Annotated in this window: 22 protein-coding genes; 12 read left to right on the top strand and 10 right to left on the bottom strand. The window is 66.4% G+C overall.

Annotation, left to right across the window (positions count from 1 at the left end):
• The 8 genes from ACNI3R_RS16925 to ACNI3R_RS16890 all read right to left on the bottom strand — a co-directional run.
• On the bottom strand, positions 1-331 hold a 331-nt coding region (locus ACNI3R_RS16925), incomplete at its 3' end, for a hypothetical protein (RefSeq protein ID WP_426185470.1).
• 95 nt (positions 332-426) lie between these two features.
• Entirely contained in the window at positions 427-1092 is a 666-nt protein-coding gene (locus tag ACNI3R_RS16920) for a lasso peptide biosynthesis B2 protein (protein WP_426185468.1), read from the bottom strand.
• Positions 1093-1138: 46 nt separating this feature from the next.
• Positions 1139-1273 carry a hypothetical protein gene (locus tag ACNI3R_RS16915; protein WP_426185466.1) on the bottom strand — a complete coding sequence of 45 codons (135 nt, stop codon included), beginning with the start codon at positions 1271-1273 and terminating at the stop codon, positions 1139-1141.
• Between the two features lie 222 nt (positions 1274-1495).
• Positions 1496-1627: a benenodin family lasso peptide gene (locus ACNI3R_RS16910; protein ID WP_426185464.1), complete on the bottom strand. Its 132-nt coding sequence runs from the start codon at positions 1625-1627 to the stop codon at positions 1496-1498.
• Between the two features lie 113 nt (positions 1628-1740).
• Positions 1741-2355 carry a GntR family transcriptional regulator gene (locus tag ACNI3R_RS16905; protein ID WP_426185462.1) on the bottom strand — a complete coding sequence of 205 codons (615 nt, stop codon included), beginning with the start codon at positions 2353-2355 and terminating at the stop codon, positions 1741-1743.
• Positions 2352-3227 carry a phytanoyl-CoA dioxygenase family protein gene (locus ACNI3R_RS16900; protein WP_426185460.1) on the bottom strand — a complete coding sequence of 292 codons (876 nt, stop codon included), beginning with the start codon at positions 3225-3227 and terminating at the stop codon, positions 2352-2354. Before ACNI3R_RS16900 ends, ACNI3R_RS16905 begins: the two co-directional genes overlap by 4 nt.
• A 10-nt stretch (positions 3228-3237) precedes the next feature.
• Positions 3238-3855, bottom strand: coding sequence for an acyl-homoserine-lactone synthase (locus ACNI3R_RS16895; protein WP_426185459.1), 618 nt, complete (start codon positions 3853-3855; stop codon positions 3238-3240).
• A gap of 73 nt (positions 3856-3928) precedes the next feature.
• The gene (locus ACNI3R_RS16890; RefSeq protein WP_426185457.1) at positions 3929-4678 is read right to left on the bottom strand and encodes a LuxR family transcriptional regulator; all 750 of its coding nucleotides are present in this window, start codon (positions 4676-4678) and stop codon (positions 3929-3931) included.
• 206 nt (positions 4679-4884) lie between these two features.
• On the opposite strand from ACNI3R_RS16890, the gene ACNI3R_RS16885 reads away from it, so the two are divergent.
• From ACNI3R_RS16885 to ACNI3R_RS16830, 12 genes are all read left to right on the top strand, one after another.
• Positions 4885-5214, top strand: coding sequence for a transcriptional regulator domain-containing protein (locus ACNI3R_RS16885; RefSeq protein WP_426185455.1), 330 nt, complete (start codon positions 4885-4887; stop codon positions 5212-5214).
• A gap of 13 nt (positions 5215-5227) precedes the next feature.
• Positions 5228-5638 carry a DUF2285 domain-containing protein gene (locus ACNI3R_RS16880; protein WP_426185453.1) on the top strand — a complete coding sequence of 137 codons (411 nt, stop codon included), beginning with the start codon at positions 5228-5230 and terminating at the stop codon, positions 5636-5638.
• Entirely contained in the window at positions 5635-5808 is a 174-nt protein-coding gene (locus ACNI3R_RS16875) for a hypothetical protein (protein ID WP_426185451.1), read from the top strand. Before ACNI3R_RS16880 ends, ACNI3R_RS16875 begins: the two co-directional genes overlap by 4 nt.
• A 243-nt stretch (positions 5809-6051) precedes the next feature.
• A complete protein-coding gene (locus ACNI3R_RS16870) occupies positions 6052-7134 on the top strand; it encodes an ArdC family protein (RefSeq protein WP_426185449.1) in 1083 nt (360 codons plus the stop codon).
• Positions 7131-7532 carry a DUF2958 domain-containing protein gene (locus ACNI3R_RS16865; protein WP_426185447.1) on the top strand — a complete coding sequence of 134 codons (402 nt, stop codon included), beginning with the start codon at positions 7131-7133 and terminating at the stop codon, positions 7530-7532. The genes ACNI3R_RS16870 and ACNI3R_RS16865 overlap by 4 nt, the downstream gene beginning before the upstream one ends.
• A 91-nt stretch (positions 7533-7623) precedes the next feature.
• The gene (locus ACNI3R_RS16860) at positions 7624-9528 is read left to right on the top strand and encodes a ParB/RepB/Spo0J family partition protein (RefSeq protein ID WP_426185445.1); all 1905 of its coding nucleotides are present in this window, start codon (positions 7624-7626) and stop codon (positions 9526-9528) included.
• A 162-nt stretch (positions 9529-9690) separates the two neighbouring features.
• Entirely contained in the window at positions 9691-9900 is a 210-nt protein-coding gene (locus ACNI3R_RS16855; RefSeq protein ID WP_426185443.1) for a hypothetical protein, read from the top strand.
• Between the two features lie 911 nt (positions 9901-10811).
• Positions 10812-11132 (top strand): DUF736 domain-containing protein, encoded by a 321-nt coding sequence (locus tag ACNI3R_RS16850; RefSeq protein WP_426185441.1) that lies wholly within the window; start codon positions 10812-10814, stop codon positions 11130-11132.
• A 359-nt stretch (positions 11133-11491) separates the two neighbouring features.
• Entirely contained in the window at positions 11492-11716 is a 225-nt protein-coding gene (locus tag ACNI3R_RS16845) for a helix-turn-helix transcriptional regulator (RefSeq protein WP_426185439.1), read from the top strand.
• Positions 11709-12281 carry a S26 family signal peptidase gene (locus tag ACNI3R_RS16840; RefSeq protein WP_426185437.1) on the top strand — a complete coding sequence of 191 codons (573 nt, stop codon included), beginning with the start codon at positions 11709-11711 and terminating at the stop codon, positions 12279-12281. Before ACNI3R_RS16845 ends, ACNI3R_RS16840 begins: the two co-directional genes overlap by 8 nt.
• Positions 12269-12883 (top strand): lytic transglycosylase domain-containing protein, encoded by a 615-nt coding sequence (locus ACNI3R_RS16835; protein WP_426185435.1) that lies wholly within the window; start codon positions 12269-12271, stop codon positions 12881-12883. Before ACNI3R_RS16840 ends, ACNI3R_RS16835 begins: the two co-directional genes overlap by 13 nt.
• Positions 12884-13204: 321 nt before the next feature.
• The gene (locus ACNI3R_RS16830) at positions 13205-13564 is read left to right on the top strand and encodes a hypothetical protein (protein ID WP_426185433.1); all 360 of its coding nucleotides are present in this window, start codon (positions 13205-13207) and stop codon (positions 13562-13564) included.
• Positions 13565-13944: 380 nt separating this feature from the next.
• On the opposite strand, the gene ACNI3R_RS16825 is transcribed toward ACNI3R_RS16830, so the two are convergent.
• Both ACNI3R_RS16825 and ACNI3R_RS16820 read right to left on the bottom strand, forming a co-directional pair.
• Positions 13945-14988 carry a nucleotidyl transferase AbiEii/AbiGii toxin family protein gene (locus ACNI3R_RS16825; RefSeq protein ID WP_426185431.1) on the bottom strand — a complete coding sequence of 348 codons (1044 nt, stop codon included), beginning with the start codon at positions 14986-14988 and terminating at the stop codon, positions 13945-13947.
• Positions 14988-15629, bottom strand: coding sequence for a DUF6088 family protein (locus ACNI3R_RS16820; protein ID WP_426185429.1), 642 nt, complete (start codon positions 15627-15629; stop codon positions 14988-14990). Before ACNI3R_RS16820 ends, ACNI3R_RS16825 begins: the two co-directional genes overlap by 1 nt.
• Between the last annotated feature and the right edge of the window lie 98 nt (positions 15630-15727).

Here is a 15727-nt window from a genome sequence, read left to right as displayed (position 1 = left end):
GAAAGGCGAGATGCTGCGCGAGAGAGCACCAGTCGATCACGACCTGCTCCGGAACAAGCATTTCGATGTCCGAGGCGATTCGGACGATGCGCCCGCCCCGCTGCACGAAGGCGCCGAGCGCCCCACCTGCCGGCCGCCGGACCTGTACCGAAGCGCCCGATCGGCGGACGGCGACGAAGTCTCCCCACAGCCGCGCCATCGCTGTGCCGTACGCGTCCGGGCAACCCGCCAGCGGTTCGTGCGCCTGGCCGATCACCAGCCAGTCGTCGATCCGGGCCGAGGTCAATCCCGGCGAGCCAAGCAGGACCAGGCCGGGCTGGGCCTCGATCATCCTGAGCCCGCTACGCCCGACAGCCTCCACAGCTATTGTCTCGAGTACCCGGTCTACAGGATCGGACGAGACGAGCAGGATATAGCCCGGCGCGGTCACAGGACCAGGACCGGATGGAAGCGCATTATGTCGGCTAGGACATCGTTGAGCACGAGATCGTCCTGCTGAACCCAGCAATGCGCCTGGAATGGATAGGCCTCTACCGCGAAGATCAGCGATGGTGCAAAGCCGCGGCGCGCGCAGAAGCGCAACAGCGCGAGCGAGTCGGCCAGACAGATTCTCTTTATCGGCAGCCACCGCATACCACGTTCGAACAGGTCAGCGGCCTGATCGAGCGAGAGCGGCCCGGTGCTGCGCCTTTTGGGCTTTCGCACGCTTGCTATCGTGTGGGACAGTCGGCCCGAGCGTAGCGCGATCCGCACCGCGATCGCATCACAAGCGATCTCGACGAGGAGCGCGAGACCCAGGTGCTGGAATTCGACCGGCCGCTGCTCGATCAGGCTTCGGCGCGGTTCGGCAGGTGCGCCCAGGCATGGCGACGACTGGCGCTCAGCGATTGGCTGGACCAGTCCCAACCGTCTGAGCCGCATCAACATGGAGTCCTCGGCATCGGAGCATGGCTCACCGCGCTGGATCCGATCGAGCAGGTGGCCGGCTCGCGCGTCGAGCTGCCAATAGCGATCGACGGTGATGTCGAGAATGATCGTCCTATCGGCGAAGCGGGCATATCCCACCCCTGGGACTATGGTGAACTCGGCCATGAGCGGTCGACGCGCGCGTCCGGCAGGACGCCTGCGTCTGCCTCCTTCAGTCGGCTTCGCCAGCCGGGGGGCGTTTATTGCTGATGCCGAACCGGAGATAGAGGCCGGGCAGGCCCTGCATGGTCAGGCTGGCTTTACGCAGGTGGACAATGCCCGCCTGGGGGGTGTTGTCGCTGTCCATGTTACACTCCTTTGAGCTCCGAGGTTCCAATCCTCCGGAGCCTAGGCAGCGCATCGGCCTATCCGAACTTTATATGGCGGTTATTTCGAGATTGTTGCCGGACCGCGATCAGAATTCGGCATGCCGCACAGGCAAAAAAAGGCCCCGCCGCCCATCCGGGCGTGGAGCCTTTGGGGACGATGACGCGAGCCGTCCGCGCGGGACCGCTCGCGCCTGCCGATATCAGTCGGCGTCGAGAGCGAGCGGCTCCGCGATCACGCCGAACTCGATCTGCTGGCCCGGCTTGCCGAGGGTGACGGTGCTGGCAGCGCCGAGGTCGATTGCGGCGTCGAACTGCTCTTCATTGCGTTCCATGGTACACTCCTTCGATCCGCTGCATCGTTGCAGCACAGCCGATTCTAGGTGGGGCGGGAAGCTATCCGAACTTTATACGACGACTATTTGGCGATTGTTGAGCGCCCGGCCGATCAACGCGCCTCGCCACGATAGACCGCCCGTACGATCAGCCCGGCAACCCGTTCGCGCCGCCGATGATAGGCCGCGCAGGCTCTGGCGAGATCGGGCCCCCGCCCCGTCGTGAAGGCCTCGTTGATACCGGCCAGTTCGGGTTCGATCGCGTCGATGATCCGGGCTTCCGCCAGTCGCACGGCATGGAGCCGTTCGCTAAGCCGGGCCACCGCCCTCTCATGCTCGCGATTCGTCGATTGTCGTGCGATCGCGCCGAACAGCTTAGCGGTCGTCTCGGCCACCGTGGCGACGCGGTCTGTGACCGCGCTCTCTGATCCAGACGTAGTTTGGCGTCGGTTGCGAATCGCAAGCATGAGCAGATCAGACGACCAGCGATAGAGGTCCTTGAGCGCAGGTTCGTCGAGAGGCGGCAGGAAGAAGCCATTCGCGGTGCGGGCTTCGACGAGTTGCTCCCCAGCGAGCATGTGCAGCGCATCGCGCACCGGGGTAACACTGGCCGTGAGCGAGTCCGACAGGATCGCCGGGTCCAGGCGATCGCCGGGACGGAATTCGAGCGTCAGAATGCGCTGCTTGAGCGCTTCATAGACACGCTGGGTCGTCGCCCCCGGATTCACCGTGCGGCCACCTGATCCCGGCGATGCGCCTCGACGAGTTCGACCTGCTCGGGGCGAAGCGCGTCGATCGCGCCAAGTGGGCCAGGGTCGCCCGCGAGAAGGACCGAGGGGCAGCGGCCTTCAAAATTGCCGAGGTTCGGACGATGCTGGCGATAGCCCGCAAGCGCTGCGAGCGCCGGATCGAACGTGCGTGCGATCGCCGGCGGATAAGCGAGCCAGGGATTCTCATAGGGCTTCAGCCATCCTAGCGAATAGCCGATCACGACCCCCCGCCGCTCGCGGTCGCTACGATTGGCGCCCGCCGCGTGCAGGGTCGAGCCGAGGAACAGCAGGGCAGACCCTGCTTCAAGCGTCGGCACGAGCGCTCTCTCGGACGGCTCGGGTGCAAGTGCTGCAGCGCCATGGCTGCGCGGCCACAGCCGGGTCCCGCCATTGTCTGCGGTGAAGCGGTCGAGCGGCCACATCACGTTTATCAGATATTCGGTGTCGCCCGGCGGCGCGCGCCACATGTCGGCGTCGCGGTGCGGCATCTGCGCCGGTGCTCCCGGATGCACGCTGATCGCCTGCGCGACATTGAGCTGAATGCAGTCGCAAAAGGGGCCGAGCACTTGTTCCGCCAAGCTAAGGACCAAGGGATGAAGCACGAGTTCGGCGGCGACTGGCGAGCGCGCGAGCAGTCGACCGAACCTTTTGGTTCGAGCCCCGTAGAAGCTACCCTGGCCGAACGGCGTTGCCGTGAAGGCCTCTGCGAGATCCTGATTGAGCCGCCCGATACGCTCGACCGGGAGAGCGTCGGGGATCAGGCAATAGCCTTGGGCGAGCAGTGTGGCCGCAAGCGTGTCGCGGCGCCCGAGATTGATCGTATCGGTCATGACGGTCTCCTCAGGCGGCAATCGCCAGGCTGCCGCAGATTGACGCTGCGGCGACGATGCCAGCTGCGGCGAGCCGCTGCCGCGTGTCGCGCCTGATCGCAATATTGAGCGCCGCCAGGGTCTGGCCATCATAGTCGCGCGGATTTCCGAGCAAAGTCGCCGCCCATCCGAAATCCAGGATTTGCCGGGCCCATCCAATGTCGGCAAGCGCCGTATAGCGGGAAACCCCTTCGCGAAGAGCATGGTCGACGAGCGCGATCACAAGCGTGTTGCGCACCGCGCGGCGTTCGAGCGCCCTCAACCGCCGATCAAGGCAAAAGCGGGTGATCTCGTAGATATCAGGCCCCCGGGGGACGGTGTCTGTGCAGAGATCGGCATAGAAGCTGTCGAGGATGTGCGGGCGGTCGGTGCGGAGCAGCCGAGCAGAACCGAGATGGCGGTTATCGTCTGCGGTGAGCACCAGATAGGTCGTGTGTACGTCGTCGAACTGATCGATCTCATAGGCGCCCGCAAAGACCGGCACGTCCCATTTCAGCAGATCAACGAACACCGACTTGCGCGCGGCGAACATCGCCATGAGCACGGCGTCACCGGCGGGATCCGCCTGAAATCGCTTTATATGCAGCATGATAATCTCCTCGCATGGTGCGGGGAGGATCTGCTCGGGGTGCGATCCGGCGATATGCCGGAAAAGGGGGATATCAGCGATCGAGAATGTCGGAGAAGGTCAGGGTTCCGTCGAACAGGGCCCGGATCGCCAGCAATGTCCGCTTGGTTACATCATAGCGTTCGCACCCCTGCCTGATATGGCGCGCGACCGTTTCTTCGCTGATGCCGAGGATCCGGCCGATCTCCCAGTCGCCCTTGCCGCGCGCGGCCCAGAGCAGGCAGTCGCGCTGTCGGTCGGTGAGCACCGGGTGATCGTCGGGCCGATGGCCACGCCCATGCCAGAGTCGCCGCGCCGCTTCGAACGCGAACGACCCTGCCAGCTGGGCGAGCGGCAGCATCTCTGGCGGTACGGCGATCCCGGCCTCGTTGGCGAAGGAACAGGAGCCGCGCGATTCCCCGGGAACATTGCTGGGCACCGTGAAACCGTCGCCAATCCCACCTTCATGGCCGAGCGCGAGGATATGGCGATCCCTGGCTGTGAGCGGGATCATCCGCGACAGGTTCGACCATCTGAAGCCGATGCTGGTGACGTGGCTCGCGCGGTGGACCGGATCACTGACCCCCAGCGCCTCGCGGTCATAATAGTCGGCCCACCGTGCCGGATAATTGTGAAGGCGGATCGCCCCTCCGTCCGCCGCGATACCGTCGACATGATGCATCAGCGCGAAGTAGCGGAAGCCGAGCTCGGGGGTTATCGCCTGCATCGCCGCGGCGAGATCATCGGCATTGTCCACGGCCTCGACGATGCGCTTGAAGTGCACCGCGCGTGCGAGAAACTCCATGGCAACCGGTCACGGTCGCAGGCGGTGCCTCAAGTCGCCGCTGGCCCCGCGACCATCCTTTCGTCGATCTGCTGGATATTCGGGGCCTCAGTCCGACATCCAGCGCTCTATCCACGTCATTGTTGTGGTCTAATGCGTCGCATTAGTTCATATTTTTCCGGCTCTGGCAACTTTTCAGCCGTCCGCAGCATGTCGCCGGATCACTTATGAAGGACTGGCGCGACACCGAAACCTATGCCCGTCTCGCCGGGATCGACCGAGCGGGGATGATGTGGGAATGGCTGCGACGGGATAGCGGCTATGTCAGCTGGTATGTCCGCGCGAGCGTCGCGACGCGCGGTACCGGCGCGTTGCGTTGGGGGCTTCACTTTCGCCGAGAACCCGGAACGCCCCGCCCCCGATGCCAGGATCATCTGGCATGCCGAACTCGATCCCGGAACCCTGATAGCAACCGCCGAACCCGCATCGGCCTCGGACCCCGATGCGATCGTACTCGACCGACTCGAGTCCTGGCTCACGACAATTACCGACGCTGAGGGTGGCGAGCATGTGCTGCTGTCCGATGGCTGGCACCATATCCGGCTCGACATCGAGCAAGGTCGACTGACCGGCGAAAAGGCGGTGCTGCTCCGCTATCGGCTGCACGGGCTTGCCACCGTCGAGGCCCGCCTGTTGCCTTTGCGTCGGCTGGTAGACCTGTGCCGGCATGGGCGATTCACACGGTCGTTGTTTCCGCCCGATCCTCGCATCACGCGCGCCATCATCATGCTGCGCGTGCACGATGCGCTGCAGGAGGGGGCGAGCCAACGCGAGATTGGGATCGGGCTTTTCGGCGCCGCGCGGGTCGCCGAGGACTGGGCCGGCCGGTCGGATTCACTGCGGTCTCGGATTCGACGGCTGGTCCGCGAGGCTCGAGAGATGGCCTGTGGTGGCTATCGCCAGCTCATGCGGGGACGATGACTCTTGGCTCCGGAGGGTGGCGCCTCGCGCCCGATGGCGCGATCGCGCTCTATGGCTCGGCAACGTCCATGGCCGTCCGTCGCCCGCGCCACCGAGCCCCGGCCATGCCGGGTCTCGGCCTGTCGGTAACGATCGGCTGGCGCTTGCGGACGGGCTTTGCCCGTCCTTGATGCAGTCGCCGCGCTGGCGGCGGCGCTGCTGGTGGCCTCTCCCGGTGGCGCGGAAGTGGGCGGCGCTCCCTGCTAGGCCCGCTCGCGTCCCCGGCAAGCCGGGCTGCGCCCGGCTCCTTCACTGGCGTTGCGGCCCTCCGGGTGCCGGTGCCGCTCAAGCGGGCCTCTCCGGTTCGCATCCTGCCGCCCACCCCCGCTTCCGGGGAGGCCATGGTGGTTTTGGGGCGGTGCAGGAGGTGAACGATGCGTGTCTCCCCAACCGTCCGCGCGCGCGGCAAGGGCCGGGAATCCTCGGCGTCGGGCTCCGGAACGCCAACCCCCGCCGAGGCCCGGGCAGAAGCCGGAACGACCCGCGCCTACCTCTATGACGAGGTAACGGCGCGGATCATCGGCGAGCTGGAAGCAGGCCGCTTTCCGTGGGTTCAGCCTTGGGGCAGTCCCGAGGGCGATGGCAGTGCGGCGAGCCCCGGCCTTCCGCGAAACGCGCTCACCGCTCGCCGCTATTCGGGCGTCAATATCCTGATCCTGTGGGGCGCGGTAATCGAACATGGCTATCCCTCGCAAGGGTGGCTGACCTTCAAGCAGGCTCTGGAGGCGGGCGGCTGCGTCCGCAAGGGCGAACGCGGTACCACTGTCGTCTATGCCGACCGCTTCACCCCCCGTGAGCGGACACGGGAGGCGCTCCGGGGGAGCGACTCCTCCGATCGCGCCGAGAAGGCCCGCGCCCGCGACGAGGGCGGCGAGGCCCGCGCCATCCCCTTTTTGAAGCGCTTCACCCTGTTCAACGTCGCGCAGTGCGAAGGCCTTCGCCCCGGCCTCGCGCCCGACCCCATGCCCCTGCCCGAACGCCAGATCGTGCCCGTCGCCGAACAGGTCATCGCTGCATCGGGCATCGATTTCCGCGTCGGCGGCAATCGCGCCTTCTATGTCCCCGCTCAGGATTATGTGCAGGTGCCGCCGCAACCGGCCTTCTTCGAGCAGATCAACTATTACCGGACCTGCCTGCACGAACTGACCCACGCCACCGGCCATCCGTCGCGGCTCGGGCGCAATCTCACCACCGGCTTCGGCACCAAGGACTATGCCCGCGAGGAGCTGGTCGCCGAAATGGGGTCGGCCTTCCTCTGCGCCGCGCTCGGCATCGTGCCGACCGTCCGTCACGCCGACTATCTGGCCTCTTGGCTCGAGGTGTTGCGCGAGGACAATCGCGCGATCTTCCGCGCAGCCAGCGCTGCCAGCAAGGCCGCCGACTGGCTGCTGGCGCGGCACGCCGCCGCCCAAGCCGAAGCTGCGCAAGCTGACATCGGCGAAGGGAGGGCGGCATGATCCTGCTCACCCCCGAGCTTCACGCCGCGCTGCGCTTCAACGCCGACCGCACCGCCGAGATCGATCACGATCCCGCGCCGGTCGTCAAATTCTTCAACCCGCTGGGCGCGGCGACATGGTTTGCGACCGAGCTTTATGACGATGGCGACACCCTGTTCGGGCTGGCCGACCTTGGGTTCGGATGCCCCGAACTCGGGACGTTCAGCCTGTCCGAACTGGCCGGCGTCAATCTGCCGTTCGGCCTCGGCATCGAGCGCGAAATCGCCTTTGCCACGACCTGCCGCCTGTCCGTCTGGGCCGAATGGGCGCGCCGCGCCGGATCGATCTTATGGGCTGAAACCCTTCTCCGCCGTGCCGCTCGCGAAGGCGGCGAAGGCTACGAGCTTCCGCCTTCGTAGCGGATGACGCGCGGCGCGTTTTCGCCGCTTTGTTGAGCCGGTCCGCCCACCCGGAAAGATCGACGGACCGGCCCTCACAAGGAGTAGACCGATGAAACTCGATTTTATCCCGCTCGACAAGCTGGTCGTGAGCAAGGCCAATATGCGCTACGGCAAAAAGGCCCCCGACGTATCCGACATCCTGCCAACCGTGCGCAGCCGTGGCGTCATCCAGCCGGTCATCGTCCGCCCGAACTGCGCGCCCGATGGCTATGAAATCGTCGCCGGAAGCCGCCGCTTCCACGCCGCCATGATCGTCGCCGACGAACGGCGCGCGGGCGGCGATGCCGACCCCGATGCGGCCATGCTGCCTTGCGCGATCCTTGACGAGGGCGACGACGCCGACGCCATCGAGGCGTCGATGATCGAGAATATGGCGCGGCTCGATCCCGACGAGGTGACGCAGTGGGAGAACTTCACCCGCCTCGTCCGCGAGGGCCGCAAGGTCGAGGATATTGCCGCCACCTTCGGACTGCCCGACCTCACCATCCGCCGCGTGCTGGCGCTCGGCAATCTGCTGCCGCGCATCCGCGATCTCTACCGCAAGGAGCAGATCGACCGCGCCACGGTGCGTCACCTGACGCTGGCCTCCAAGAGCCAGCAAAAGGCCTGGCTGGCATTGGCCGAGGATCAGGACAGCTATGTGCCGACCGGCCACCAGTTGAAGGCGTGGCTGTTCGGCGGGGCATCGATCCCGGCGAAACATGCGCTGTTCGACGTGGAGACGAGCGGACTTGCGACCATTGCCGACCTGTTCGGCGACGATCGCTATTTCGCCGATGCCGATGCCTTCTGGACTGCGCAGAACGCAGCGATCGAGGCTAAGCGCGCCGCCTATATCGAGCAGGGCTGGGCCGATGCGATCACCGTGCCGCCGTCCGAGCATTTCTCGACATGGGAATATGAGAAGGCGGGCAAGCGCAAGGGCGGGCGCGTCTATATCGACGTGCGCGCCAACGGCGAAGTCACAATCCACGAGGGTTATGTCAGCCGCAAGGAAGCGGCGCGCCTCGCCAAGGCTGAGGGTTCGGAGAATGGTGGCGCAACCGGGCACAAGCCCGCCCGCCCCGAGGTGACATCGACGATGCAGACCTATGTCGACCTGCATCGCCACGCCGCCGTCCGCGCAGCGCTGACCGGCTATCCGGGCATCGCGCTGCGCCTGATGGTCGCCCATGCCATCGGCGGCTCGCATCTGTGGCGGGTCACGCCCGAGCCGCAATCCACCCGCAACGACGAGGTGCGCGACAGCCTCGACAACAGCAAGGCCGAGGCCGATTTCGACGAGCGCCGCCGCGCGGTGCTGGCGGTTCTCGGCTTCTCGCCTGAGGAGCCGACCGTGACCGGCGGCAATGGCGACGATTATGGCGTCGTCGGCATCTTTCAGCGCCTGCTCAACCTTCCCGACACGATTGTGATGGAGGTGATCGCCATCGTCATGGGCGAAACCTTGGCGTCGGGCAGCGCCGCCGTCGAGGCCGTGGGCATGGAGATCGGCGTCGATATGGCGCGGTTCTGGCAGGCCGACGCGGCCTTCTTCGCGCTGCTCCGCGACCGCGAAGTGCTGACCCGGATCGTCGCCGACGTGGCGGGCGAGGCCGTCGCCAGCGCCAATGCCGGCGAGACGTCGAAGACGCTGAAAGCCATCGTCCGCGACCATTTGGACGGCACCAACGGACGGACGACGCGCGACCATTGGGTGCCGCGCTGGATGGCGTTTCCGCCCGCCGCTTATACCACGCGCGGCGGCGTCGGCACCGTGACCGCCCATTACAAGGCGCAGGCAGCGCGCGAGATCGAGCGGGTGCCGGGCGACGACGAGTCAGTATCGGATCGGTCATGCCCCCAGCATGGCCTGAACAGCACAGGGTGCTGTTCACCCGACACTCCGAGCGCACCGGGTGCGGTTCTGGCCCCGCCGGACCATGAGGAAGAAGCCGACGATCTCGCGGCGTGACCGATCTTCCGGGCGGCGGAAGCGCAATCTGCCGCCCGGCTACTTGCCCGGATTCCCGAAAATCGGTCCGCACGCCCTCGCCCTGACGGGCTGGGGCGCGCGAAAGGGAATGCACTGTCGGAGCAGGTCGACTTCGGGTCGCGAAAGGCGCAAAGGGCGCCGATGACGGTCCGCGACGATGTCGAACGCTTCATTTCACGGCTCTCGCCGGAGGCAGTCTGCGACGATTGTATCGCCGAGAAGCTGGGCCTGTCGGTCCGCCAGCATTCCAATCACAAGACGCGTGAGCTTGCCGGATCGAACGGCTTCGAGCGGCGCAAGGCGCCGTGCAGCCTGTGTGGCGTCACCAAATTGGTGATCCGCCGGCATTGATTCCCGCGCTCCGTACAGCTCAGGACCGTGATCGGGCGCACCAGTCGGGCTTGGGCTGCCAACGCGGCCACCAGCGCGCAACGCCGCTCCCACAAGTTCGGAACCGACATCGCGACTGGCCAGCCTCACCCCTGCGACGGTGCGATTATAGCTGCGCCCGACCCGAACGATCGTGACGGTCCGGCCATCGAGCAGCGTCCGGGCACGCGCGGTCGCGGATCCGCCGAGCGCGATCTCGCTCCTGCATTTCGCCTGGCCCGCATGTGTTTCCGGCGCTTCAATCCCGGCGATGCAGATGCGCTCACCGCTCTCCAACCGGAAGGTATCCCCATCTTGTGCCTAGCCGACGCGCCCCTGGTCCGGCGGCGCGGCGGCAATCAGCAGGAGCGCTGCGGAACCGGCCATCAGGCGGAGGATGGTCATCGACATGTCGCTTACCGCTATCGCCTTTCGCACCGGACCCGAACCCCTGCCTGTCGTCACCGGCCACGCCGACCGCGACATTGGCGGTGTCGGCGGCGTGCCTTGAGTCGCCGATCCGATAGCGCGGGGGTGCGTCCGCGCAGTCCACGACCAATCCATCGCGAGGGATAAGCCGGCGGCATTGTCGTCGTTACCACTGCCGTGTCCCGCACCGATTCAGGCTCCTCGGGCGCATGACCTGGGACGGCCGCAGTCCCGCGAAACCATCGCCGCGCGGCTTATTTCCCCGCCCGCGCCTACCCCACGCGGCACTCCGCGTGGGGACCCCGAGCTGGCGGGCTCCTCGCGGTCGCTGCGCTGCAAATAAGCCTTCGGCTCCGGTCCTCCGCTGCCGCTCCGGCCTGCCGGTTCGCGGGCCTGCCGTGACCGTCCCTCCGGTCCGCCCATCGCCCGGAAACGGTTCGGGGCGACTTTTCAGGAGACGAACAATGCCAGCCATCGGTTATGTCACCCGCAACGGAGAAGGCTATAAGGGCCAGCTCCGCACGCTCTCGATCCGCACCGAGATCGAGATCATCCCCAACAGCCGCAAGACCGGCGACACCCAGCCAGACTATCGCGTGTCGGCCGCTGGCGCCGAGGTCGGGGCCGGATGGATCCGCCGCAGCGAGACGAGCGGCAATGACTATGTGTCTCTGTCGCTCGCGGCCCCCGAATTCGGACCGCGCCGCATCTATGCCAATCTCGGCCGCGCCGCCGGGCAGGACGACGACGACGCCTTCGCGATCATCTGGAACCCGGCCGATTGAACGAACCGCCCCGCGTCCGCCAAGGGCGCGGGGCATGAAGCGGTGCGCCGGATTTGCCATAGCTCGCGAGGGACTCTGCAGGCGGGGGCGTCTGCACCGTCCGCTTTCCGTCGCACGGACGAAAGCCCGTGCCACCCGGTTCAACCCACACCGCTTTATACGAAATCGAGCTTCAAGAGCCCGGCCGACTGAACCCGGCGCCTCGTGTCCCGCAAGGGTGCGGGGCATCGCCACCGGTCTGAAACGAGGGGGGTCGGAATCGCATGGGTCGATTTGCGACCCTGCCGAAGATGGCCGGATCGATCCAATCCGCACCTCTCAGCCGGCGCACGATGCATTGGCACGGATGGACTGAAATCATGTACGATATCGCCGAACGTGCGCAGGCCGCGCGCGAGACCTGCCCCTTCCTCACCGCCAAGCAGGCGGCCTTTCATCTCGGCCTCGCCTACTCGACGCTGAAGCGCCTGCGCCAGACGGGCAATGGTCCGAAATGCCGCCTTCATGGCCGCACCTGGCGTTATCATATCGACGATATCGAGGCGTGGTCGGCGGCCCGCGCGCGCGGAGGCGACCGTGGTTGAGCGCCGCGACCTGCCGCTCTTCGCCTGGGGCAACGCGCTGCGCGCCGCCCGTGCGCGCCGTACAAGGCTGTGCCGCCGCGCCGCGCTGCTCGGTGCTGGAATCGCGTGCCTCGGCCTGACAATCGCGCTGCCACCGCTGCCCCGGTTGGTCTGGAATTCGAGCGCCAGCGCACCGATCGGCCTCTATGCCGTGTCGCCCGGCGCGGCGCTCAAACGCGGCGACATGGTGATTGCCTGGCCGCCGTCCGACGCGCGGCACCTGGCCGCGAGCCGCCGCTATCTGCCTTCCAACGTGCCGCTGGTGAAGCGCATCGCCGGCATTGCCGGGGACACGATCTGCGCGGTCGATCGCGCGGTGACGGTGAACGGCCGGCCGGTAGCTATTCGCCGTGCCGCCGATGCGGTTGGCCGTCCGCTGCCCGCGTGGCAGGGGTGCATCCGGCTCGGACCGGGCATGGTCTTCCTGCTCATGGCCAAGACCCCGGACTCGTTCGACGGGCGCTATTTCGGTGCGACGCTGGCGCAGGATGTGATCGGCAAGGCGACCCCGTTGTGGCTACGCTGAAACCGTTCGCGCTCGCCGTCGCGTTGCTGGTCGCGCGCCCCGCCGCTGCCGATCCGGTCGGTCGCTGGCGGGCGGAGATCGCCGAGGCGTCCGCACGGTTTGGGGTGCCGGTGGCCTGGATCGAGCGGGTGATGCGCGCTGAAAGCGGTGGCCAGACCATGCTTGGCGGGCGACCAATCACATCCCACGCGGGCGCGATGGGGCTGATGCAGTTGATCCCAGCGACCTGGGCGGCGATGCGCGCGGCGCATGGCCTGGGCCGCGATCCCCATGATCCGCACGACAATATTCTCGCTGGCACGGCCTACCTACGCGCGATGTATGACCGCTTCGGCTATCCTGGGCTGTTCGCCGCCTATAATGCCGGTCCCGGCCGATATGCCGCCCATCTTACATCAGGCCGCGCGCTGCCGACGGAGACGCGCGCCTATCTCGCGCAGGTGTCGGGCACACCTTCGGTGTCGTTGCCATCCCTTCCGCAGCGGCCGCCACGGGCATTGTTCGTCGCGCTTCGGACCAGCAATACAGCGGCCGATCCATCGCCATCGCGGGTGTCGGATGAACCGCCCGATGCCCCGTTCGCGGTTCGCGCACCCCGCTGACCTGGCATTTCCGGCGGCCTAAAACAGTGCTGGTTGAGAGGGCAGCGCGCGATTTCGGACGTTGGAGGGGCTCGTCTCGGCAAGGCCCAGCATGACGGGCGCCGAAGCGGCTGTGCAAGGCCGGCGGCCCCTCCAATTTTGCTGCGAGCCGGAGGCTGCTGCGCAGGCGTGTCTGTTCGTTTTCAGCGCAACAAAATCGGTTCCTCCGCCGCCGCTGCGCGGCGCTTCCGGCTTCGCCTCAAGCGGCCCTGACAACCGCTCCGCCACCCGTCGTCGGAGGGCTGTCCTCAATGAGGAGGATTTCAAGCGAAGGAGGCGATCATGACCATGTTTCAATCCATCGGTGCGGCGTCGGACCGCGTGGTGGCAACGCTCGTGGCGGGGCTCGAAATCGAGTTTGGACAGGGCGCGGGCGAGGCGCTGGCGCAGCGGTTTCTGGAGGCCGAGGAGAGCGACTTCCTGTGGGATGCGCGCGTGTCGGAGCGGTGGCTCGGGGCATACGAAAGCCTCGACGAGGAGGATTTCGAGCTTGACCGGGTGGCGATCGTCGGGCGGCTGGATGGCCGCTGGTTCGTCGCGGTAAGCATCGTCGATGGCGATGGGAATGCGCATGGATTGATGGGGCGGCGCAGCTTCATGAGCGAACACCAGGCACGCGAAGCCTTTGCGGCGACGCACTGATCGGCGCATCGGAAACGCCGGGACAGGGTGCCGGACAGGCATCGTGTCCCGGTTTCCTTTTGCCTCGGCTCGGGCGAATCGGACGGGCAACAGGAAGGCGGAAATAGGCGGCAGGAGCAGTTCAAACGGGAGGGCGGCGTAAGGCAAGATAAAGCTATGGCACTGGCGTTCCATAAGCCTTTGTCTGCACATCGTTTTTTTTAAGGCGTTGCCGACACTGCCCGCTCGGCACCGGTGCCGTCGCCGAGGATTTCCCGGCTTGCGCAAAGGCTTGCGCCGCACTGCCCGGCAGGACGTGCTTCCTGAGCGGTTTTGGGAGAAACAGCCCCAAGCGTCGGAGGCCGGCCTCCAAACGGCCCTGCCGGCTCCTGTGGCGGCGGCTAGACGCGGTTCACGATCGCCTCGAGCGCGGCGACGCTTTCCATGACTGCATCGAAGCGCGGCGCAGCCCCGAAGATCATGGCCGACATGGCGGCATAATCGCGGCGCAGCACGTCAACCATGTCGCCTTCCGGTACCAGCGTGAAGGTCGGCGGCCGGGCGATGGCGAGATTATAAGGCTTGCGATCGAAAAACATGCGCGCGTGCGCGACGCAATCGGCGCCGAGCGCCGGGTCGGCCATGGCACGCTTTCCTTCGTCTGACGTGATCAGCGTGTGGATGTCGTAATAGTGCCGCGAAACCCGGTTCCCGCCGCCCTGCAGGGTGCCGCGATGGAGGAACCATTGCCGCTGGCCATGCAGGATGACGACCTTGTCCCAGAAGGTTCGTTCGGCATCGACGAGGGTGACGTTGGGGACGGAGAGATCGAACCCAGGCGCATCCTCCTCGACATACGGCCGGACGACGCCCACCGAGTGCGGGTCGAGGGCCGATTTGGCCCCGGACTCGATCTTGACCTGCTGGTCGACATAGCCGTCCGACGGGGTTGCCGTGGGATAGTGCACCAGCAGGGTCTGGTCGTCCTCGGGATGGGGCAGAATCTTGAGCGCGCCCGCCGCCAGCCCGTTCCGGTCGCTGGCCCGCGCGGCAATGTCGCGGAGCTCGGCAAGGAGTGGCCCGGTGATATAGGCGGCGCAGGCGTCCTTGATCGCATCGAGCGCGGCCTCGCGCTTCTTGCCGCTGAGCCCGGCGAGTTCCTCGACCGAATATGCCTGGCCGAGATCGTCCCGAAAGACCGTGACGTCGATATCCTCGGAGAAGCGGTTGATCAGCCCGAAGCCTTTCGACAGCGACGTGCCGCCCTTGAACAGCAATCTGGGGCCGTCGGCCCGGCCATTGAACAGGGCGTCGAGCACCCAGCAGACCCAGAAATCCTTCTCGGCGTTCTGTGGCGTGGTGCCGAGGCGTTGCGCGGTGGTGGTGAACAGGCCGGCCCGGGTCTCATCCTCCGCCGCCAGGATCTGGTCATAGGCCGGGTTCATCAGGCGCTGCCCTGAAGGAAGGGTTTGAGAAAGTCCTGCATCCATGCCGGGAGCGTGGGGAGACCATTGCGCAGGTCGGCGCGGATCGTGCCGCTCTTGTCCTGGTCGAGGATGGTATCGAGCCGCGAGCGAATGCCGACGGCTTGCGCGTCGTCCATCCCGGTGTCGCGCAGCCAGTGCAGCGCCTGCACGATGCGCATCGCCGGCCGGCCCGCCCAATGGAGTTTGCTCGCCGCGGTCGGCTTGAAGATAATCTCCAGTTTCCCGAGCTGGACGGTCTTCAGCCGGGCATCGGTATGCACGACAATTTTTGCCGGGACGGCGGTGGTCAGGCCCAGGTCGTTTGCCGCAGTCATGCCATCGACCAGGACACGGATCTGGTCACGGCGGGCGATCGCATCGATCACCCCGCGCGGATCGGGCGGATTGCTGGCCTGGGTGAGGCGGTTCCAGCTCGGCCGATCGTAGAGGCCGCGCTCGATGCGGCGGAGCTCCCCGGCGCTGGCGAGGCGCTGCAAGGCCTTGTCGACCGCATCGCGCGAGCCAAGGTCGAGGAAATCGGCTGCGGTCCAGACCTTGCCTGGGGCACCGTCTTCGACGCGGCGCTCGATCGCGCCCTTGATGTCGTTCTTGAGGCCCATGTCCGAAATCTGTATGTATATTTCGGACGCGACGCAAGTCAGATGTCCGAAGAATGTAGGCATATTTCGGACACGACGCTCAGGCGCCGGACTTCGAA

Source organism: Rhizorhabdus antheiae (genome assembly GCF_049889055.1).
In the GTDB taxonomy this organism is placed as follows: domain Bacteria; phylum Pseudomonadota; class Alphaproteobacteria; order Sphingomonadales; family Sphingomonadaceae; genus Rhizorhabdus.
The sequence above is the reverse complement of the archived record's forward strand: the minus strand, read 5'-3'. Positions and strand labels throughout refer to the sequence as shown.

What these genes read in the sequence shown, in the direction of transcription:
- ACNI3R_RS16870 (WP_426185449.1), top strand. Translation starts at nt 6,052, where the DNA reads ATGCGTGTCTCCCCAACCGTCCGCGCGCGCGGCAAGGGCCGGGAATCC.
- ACNI3R_RS16890 (WP_426185457.1), bottom strand. Translation starts at nt 4,678, where the DNA reads ATGGAGTTTCTCGCACGCGCGGTGCACTTCAAGCGCATCGTCGAGGCC.
- ACNI3R_RS16900 (WP_426185460.1), bottom strand. Translation starts at nt 3,227, where the DNA reads ATGACCGATACGATCAATCTCGGGCGCCGCGACACGCTTGCGGCCACA.
- ACNI3R_RS16845 (WP_426185439.1), top strand. Translation starts at nt 11,492, where the DNA reads ATGTACGATATCGCCGAACGTGCGCAGGCCGCGCGCGAGACCTGCCCC.
- ACNI3R_RS16910 (WP_426185464.1), bottom strand. Translation starts at nt 1,627, where the DNA reads ATGGAACGCAATGAAGAGCAGTTCGACGCCGCAATCGACCTCGGCGCT.
- ACNI3R_RS16865 (WP_426185447.1), top strand. Translation starts at nt 7,131, where the DNA reads ATGATCCTGCTCACCCCCGAGCTTCACGCCGCGCTGCGCTTCAACGCC.
- ACNI3R_RS16875 (WP_426185451.1), top strand. Translation starts at nt 5,635, where the DNA reads ATGACTCTTGGCTCCGGAGGGTGGCGCCTCGCGCCCGATGGCGCGATC.
- ACNI3R_RS16860 (WP_426185445.1), top strand. Translation starts at nt 7,624, where the DNA reads ATGAAACTCGATTTTATCCCGCTCGACAAGCTGGTCGTGAGCAAGGCC.
- ACNI3R_RS16895 (WP_426185459.1), bottom strand. Translation starts at nt 3,855, where the DNA reads ATGCTGCATATAAAGCGATTTCAGGCGGATCCCGCCGGTGACGCCGTG.
- ACNI3R_RS16820 (WP_426185429.1), bottom strand. Translation starts at nt 15,629, where the DNA reads ATGGGCCTCAAGAACGACATCAAGGGCGCGATCGAGCGCCGCGTCGAA.
- ACNI3R_RS16855 (WP_426185443.1), top strand. Translation starts at nt 9,691, where the DNA reads ATGACGGTCCGCGACGATGTCGAACGCTTCATTTCACGGCTCTCGCCG.
- ACNI3R_RS16825 (WP_426185431.1), bottom strand. Translation starts at nt 14,988, where the DNA reads ATGAACCCGGCCTATGACCAGATCCTGGCGGCGGAGGATGAGACCCGG.
- ACNI3R_RS16885 (WP_426185455.1), top strand. Translation starts at nt 4,885, where the DNA reads ATGAAGGACTGGCGCGACACCGAAACCTATGCCCGTCTCGCCGGGATC.
- ACNI3R_RS16830 (WP_426185433.1), top strand. Translation starts at nt 13,205, where the DNA reads ATGACCATGTTTCAATCCATCGGTGCGGCGTCGGACCGCGTGGTGGCA.
- ACNI3R_RS16915 (WP_426185466.1), bottom strand. Translation starts at nt 1,273, where the DNA reads ATGGACAGCGACAACACCCCCCAGGCGGGCATTGTCCACCTGCGTAAA.
- ACNI3R_RS16920 (WP_426185468.1), bottom strand. Translation starts at nt 1,092, where the DNA reads ATGGCCGAGTTCACCATAGTCCCAGGGGTGGGATATGCCCGCTTCGCC.
- ACNI3R_RS16850 (WP_426185441.1), top strand. Translation starts at nt 10,812, where the DNA reads ATGCCAGCCATCGGTTATGTCACCCGCAACGGAGAAGGCTATAAGGGC.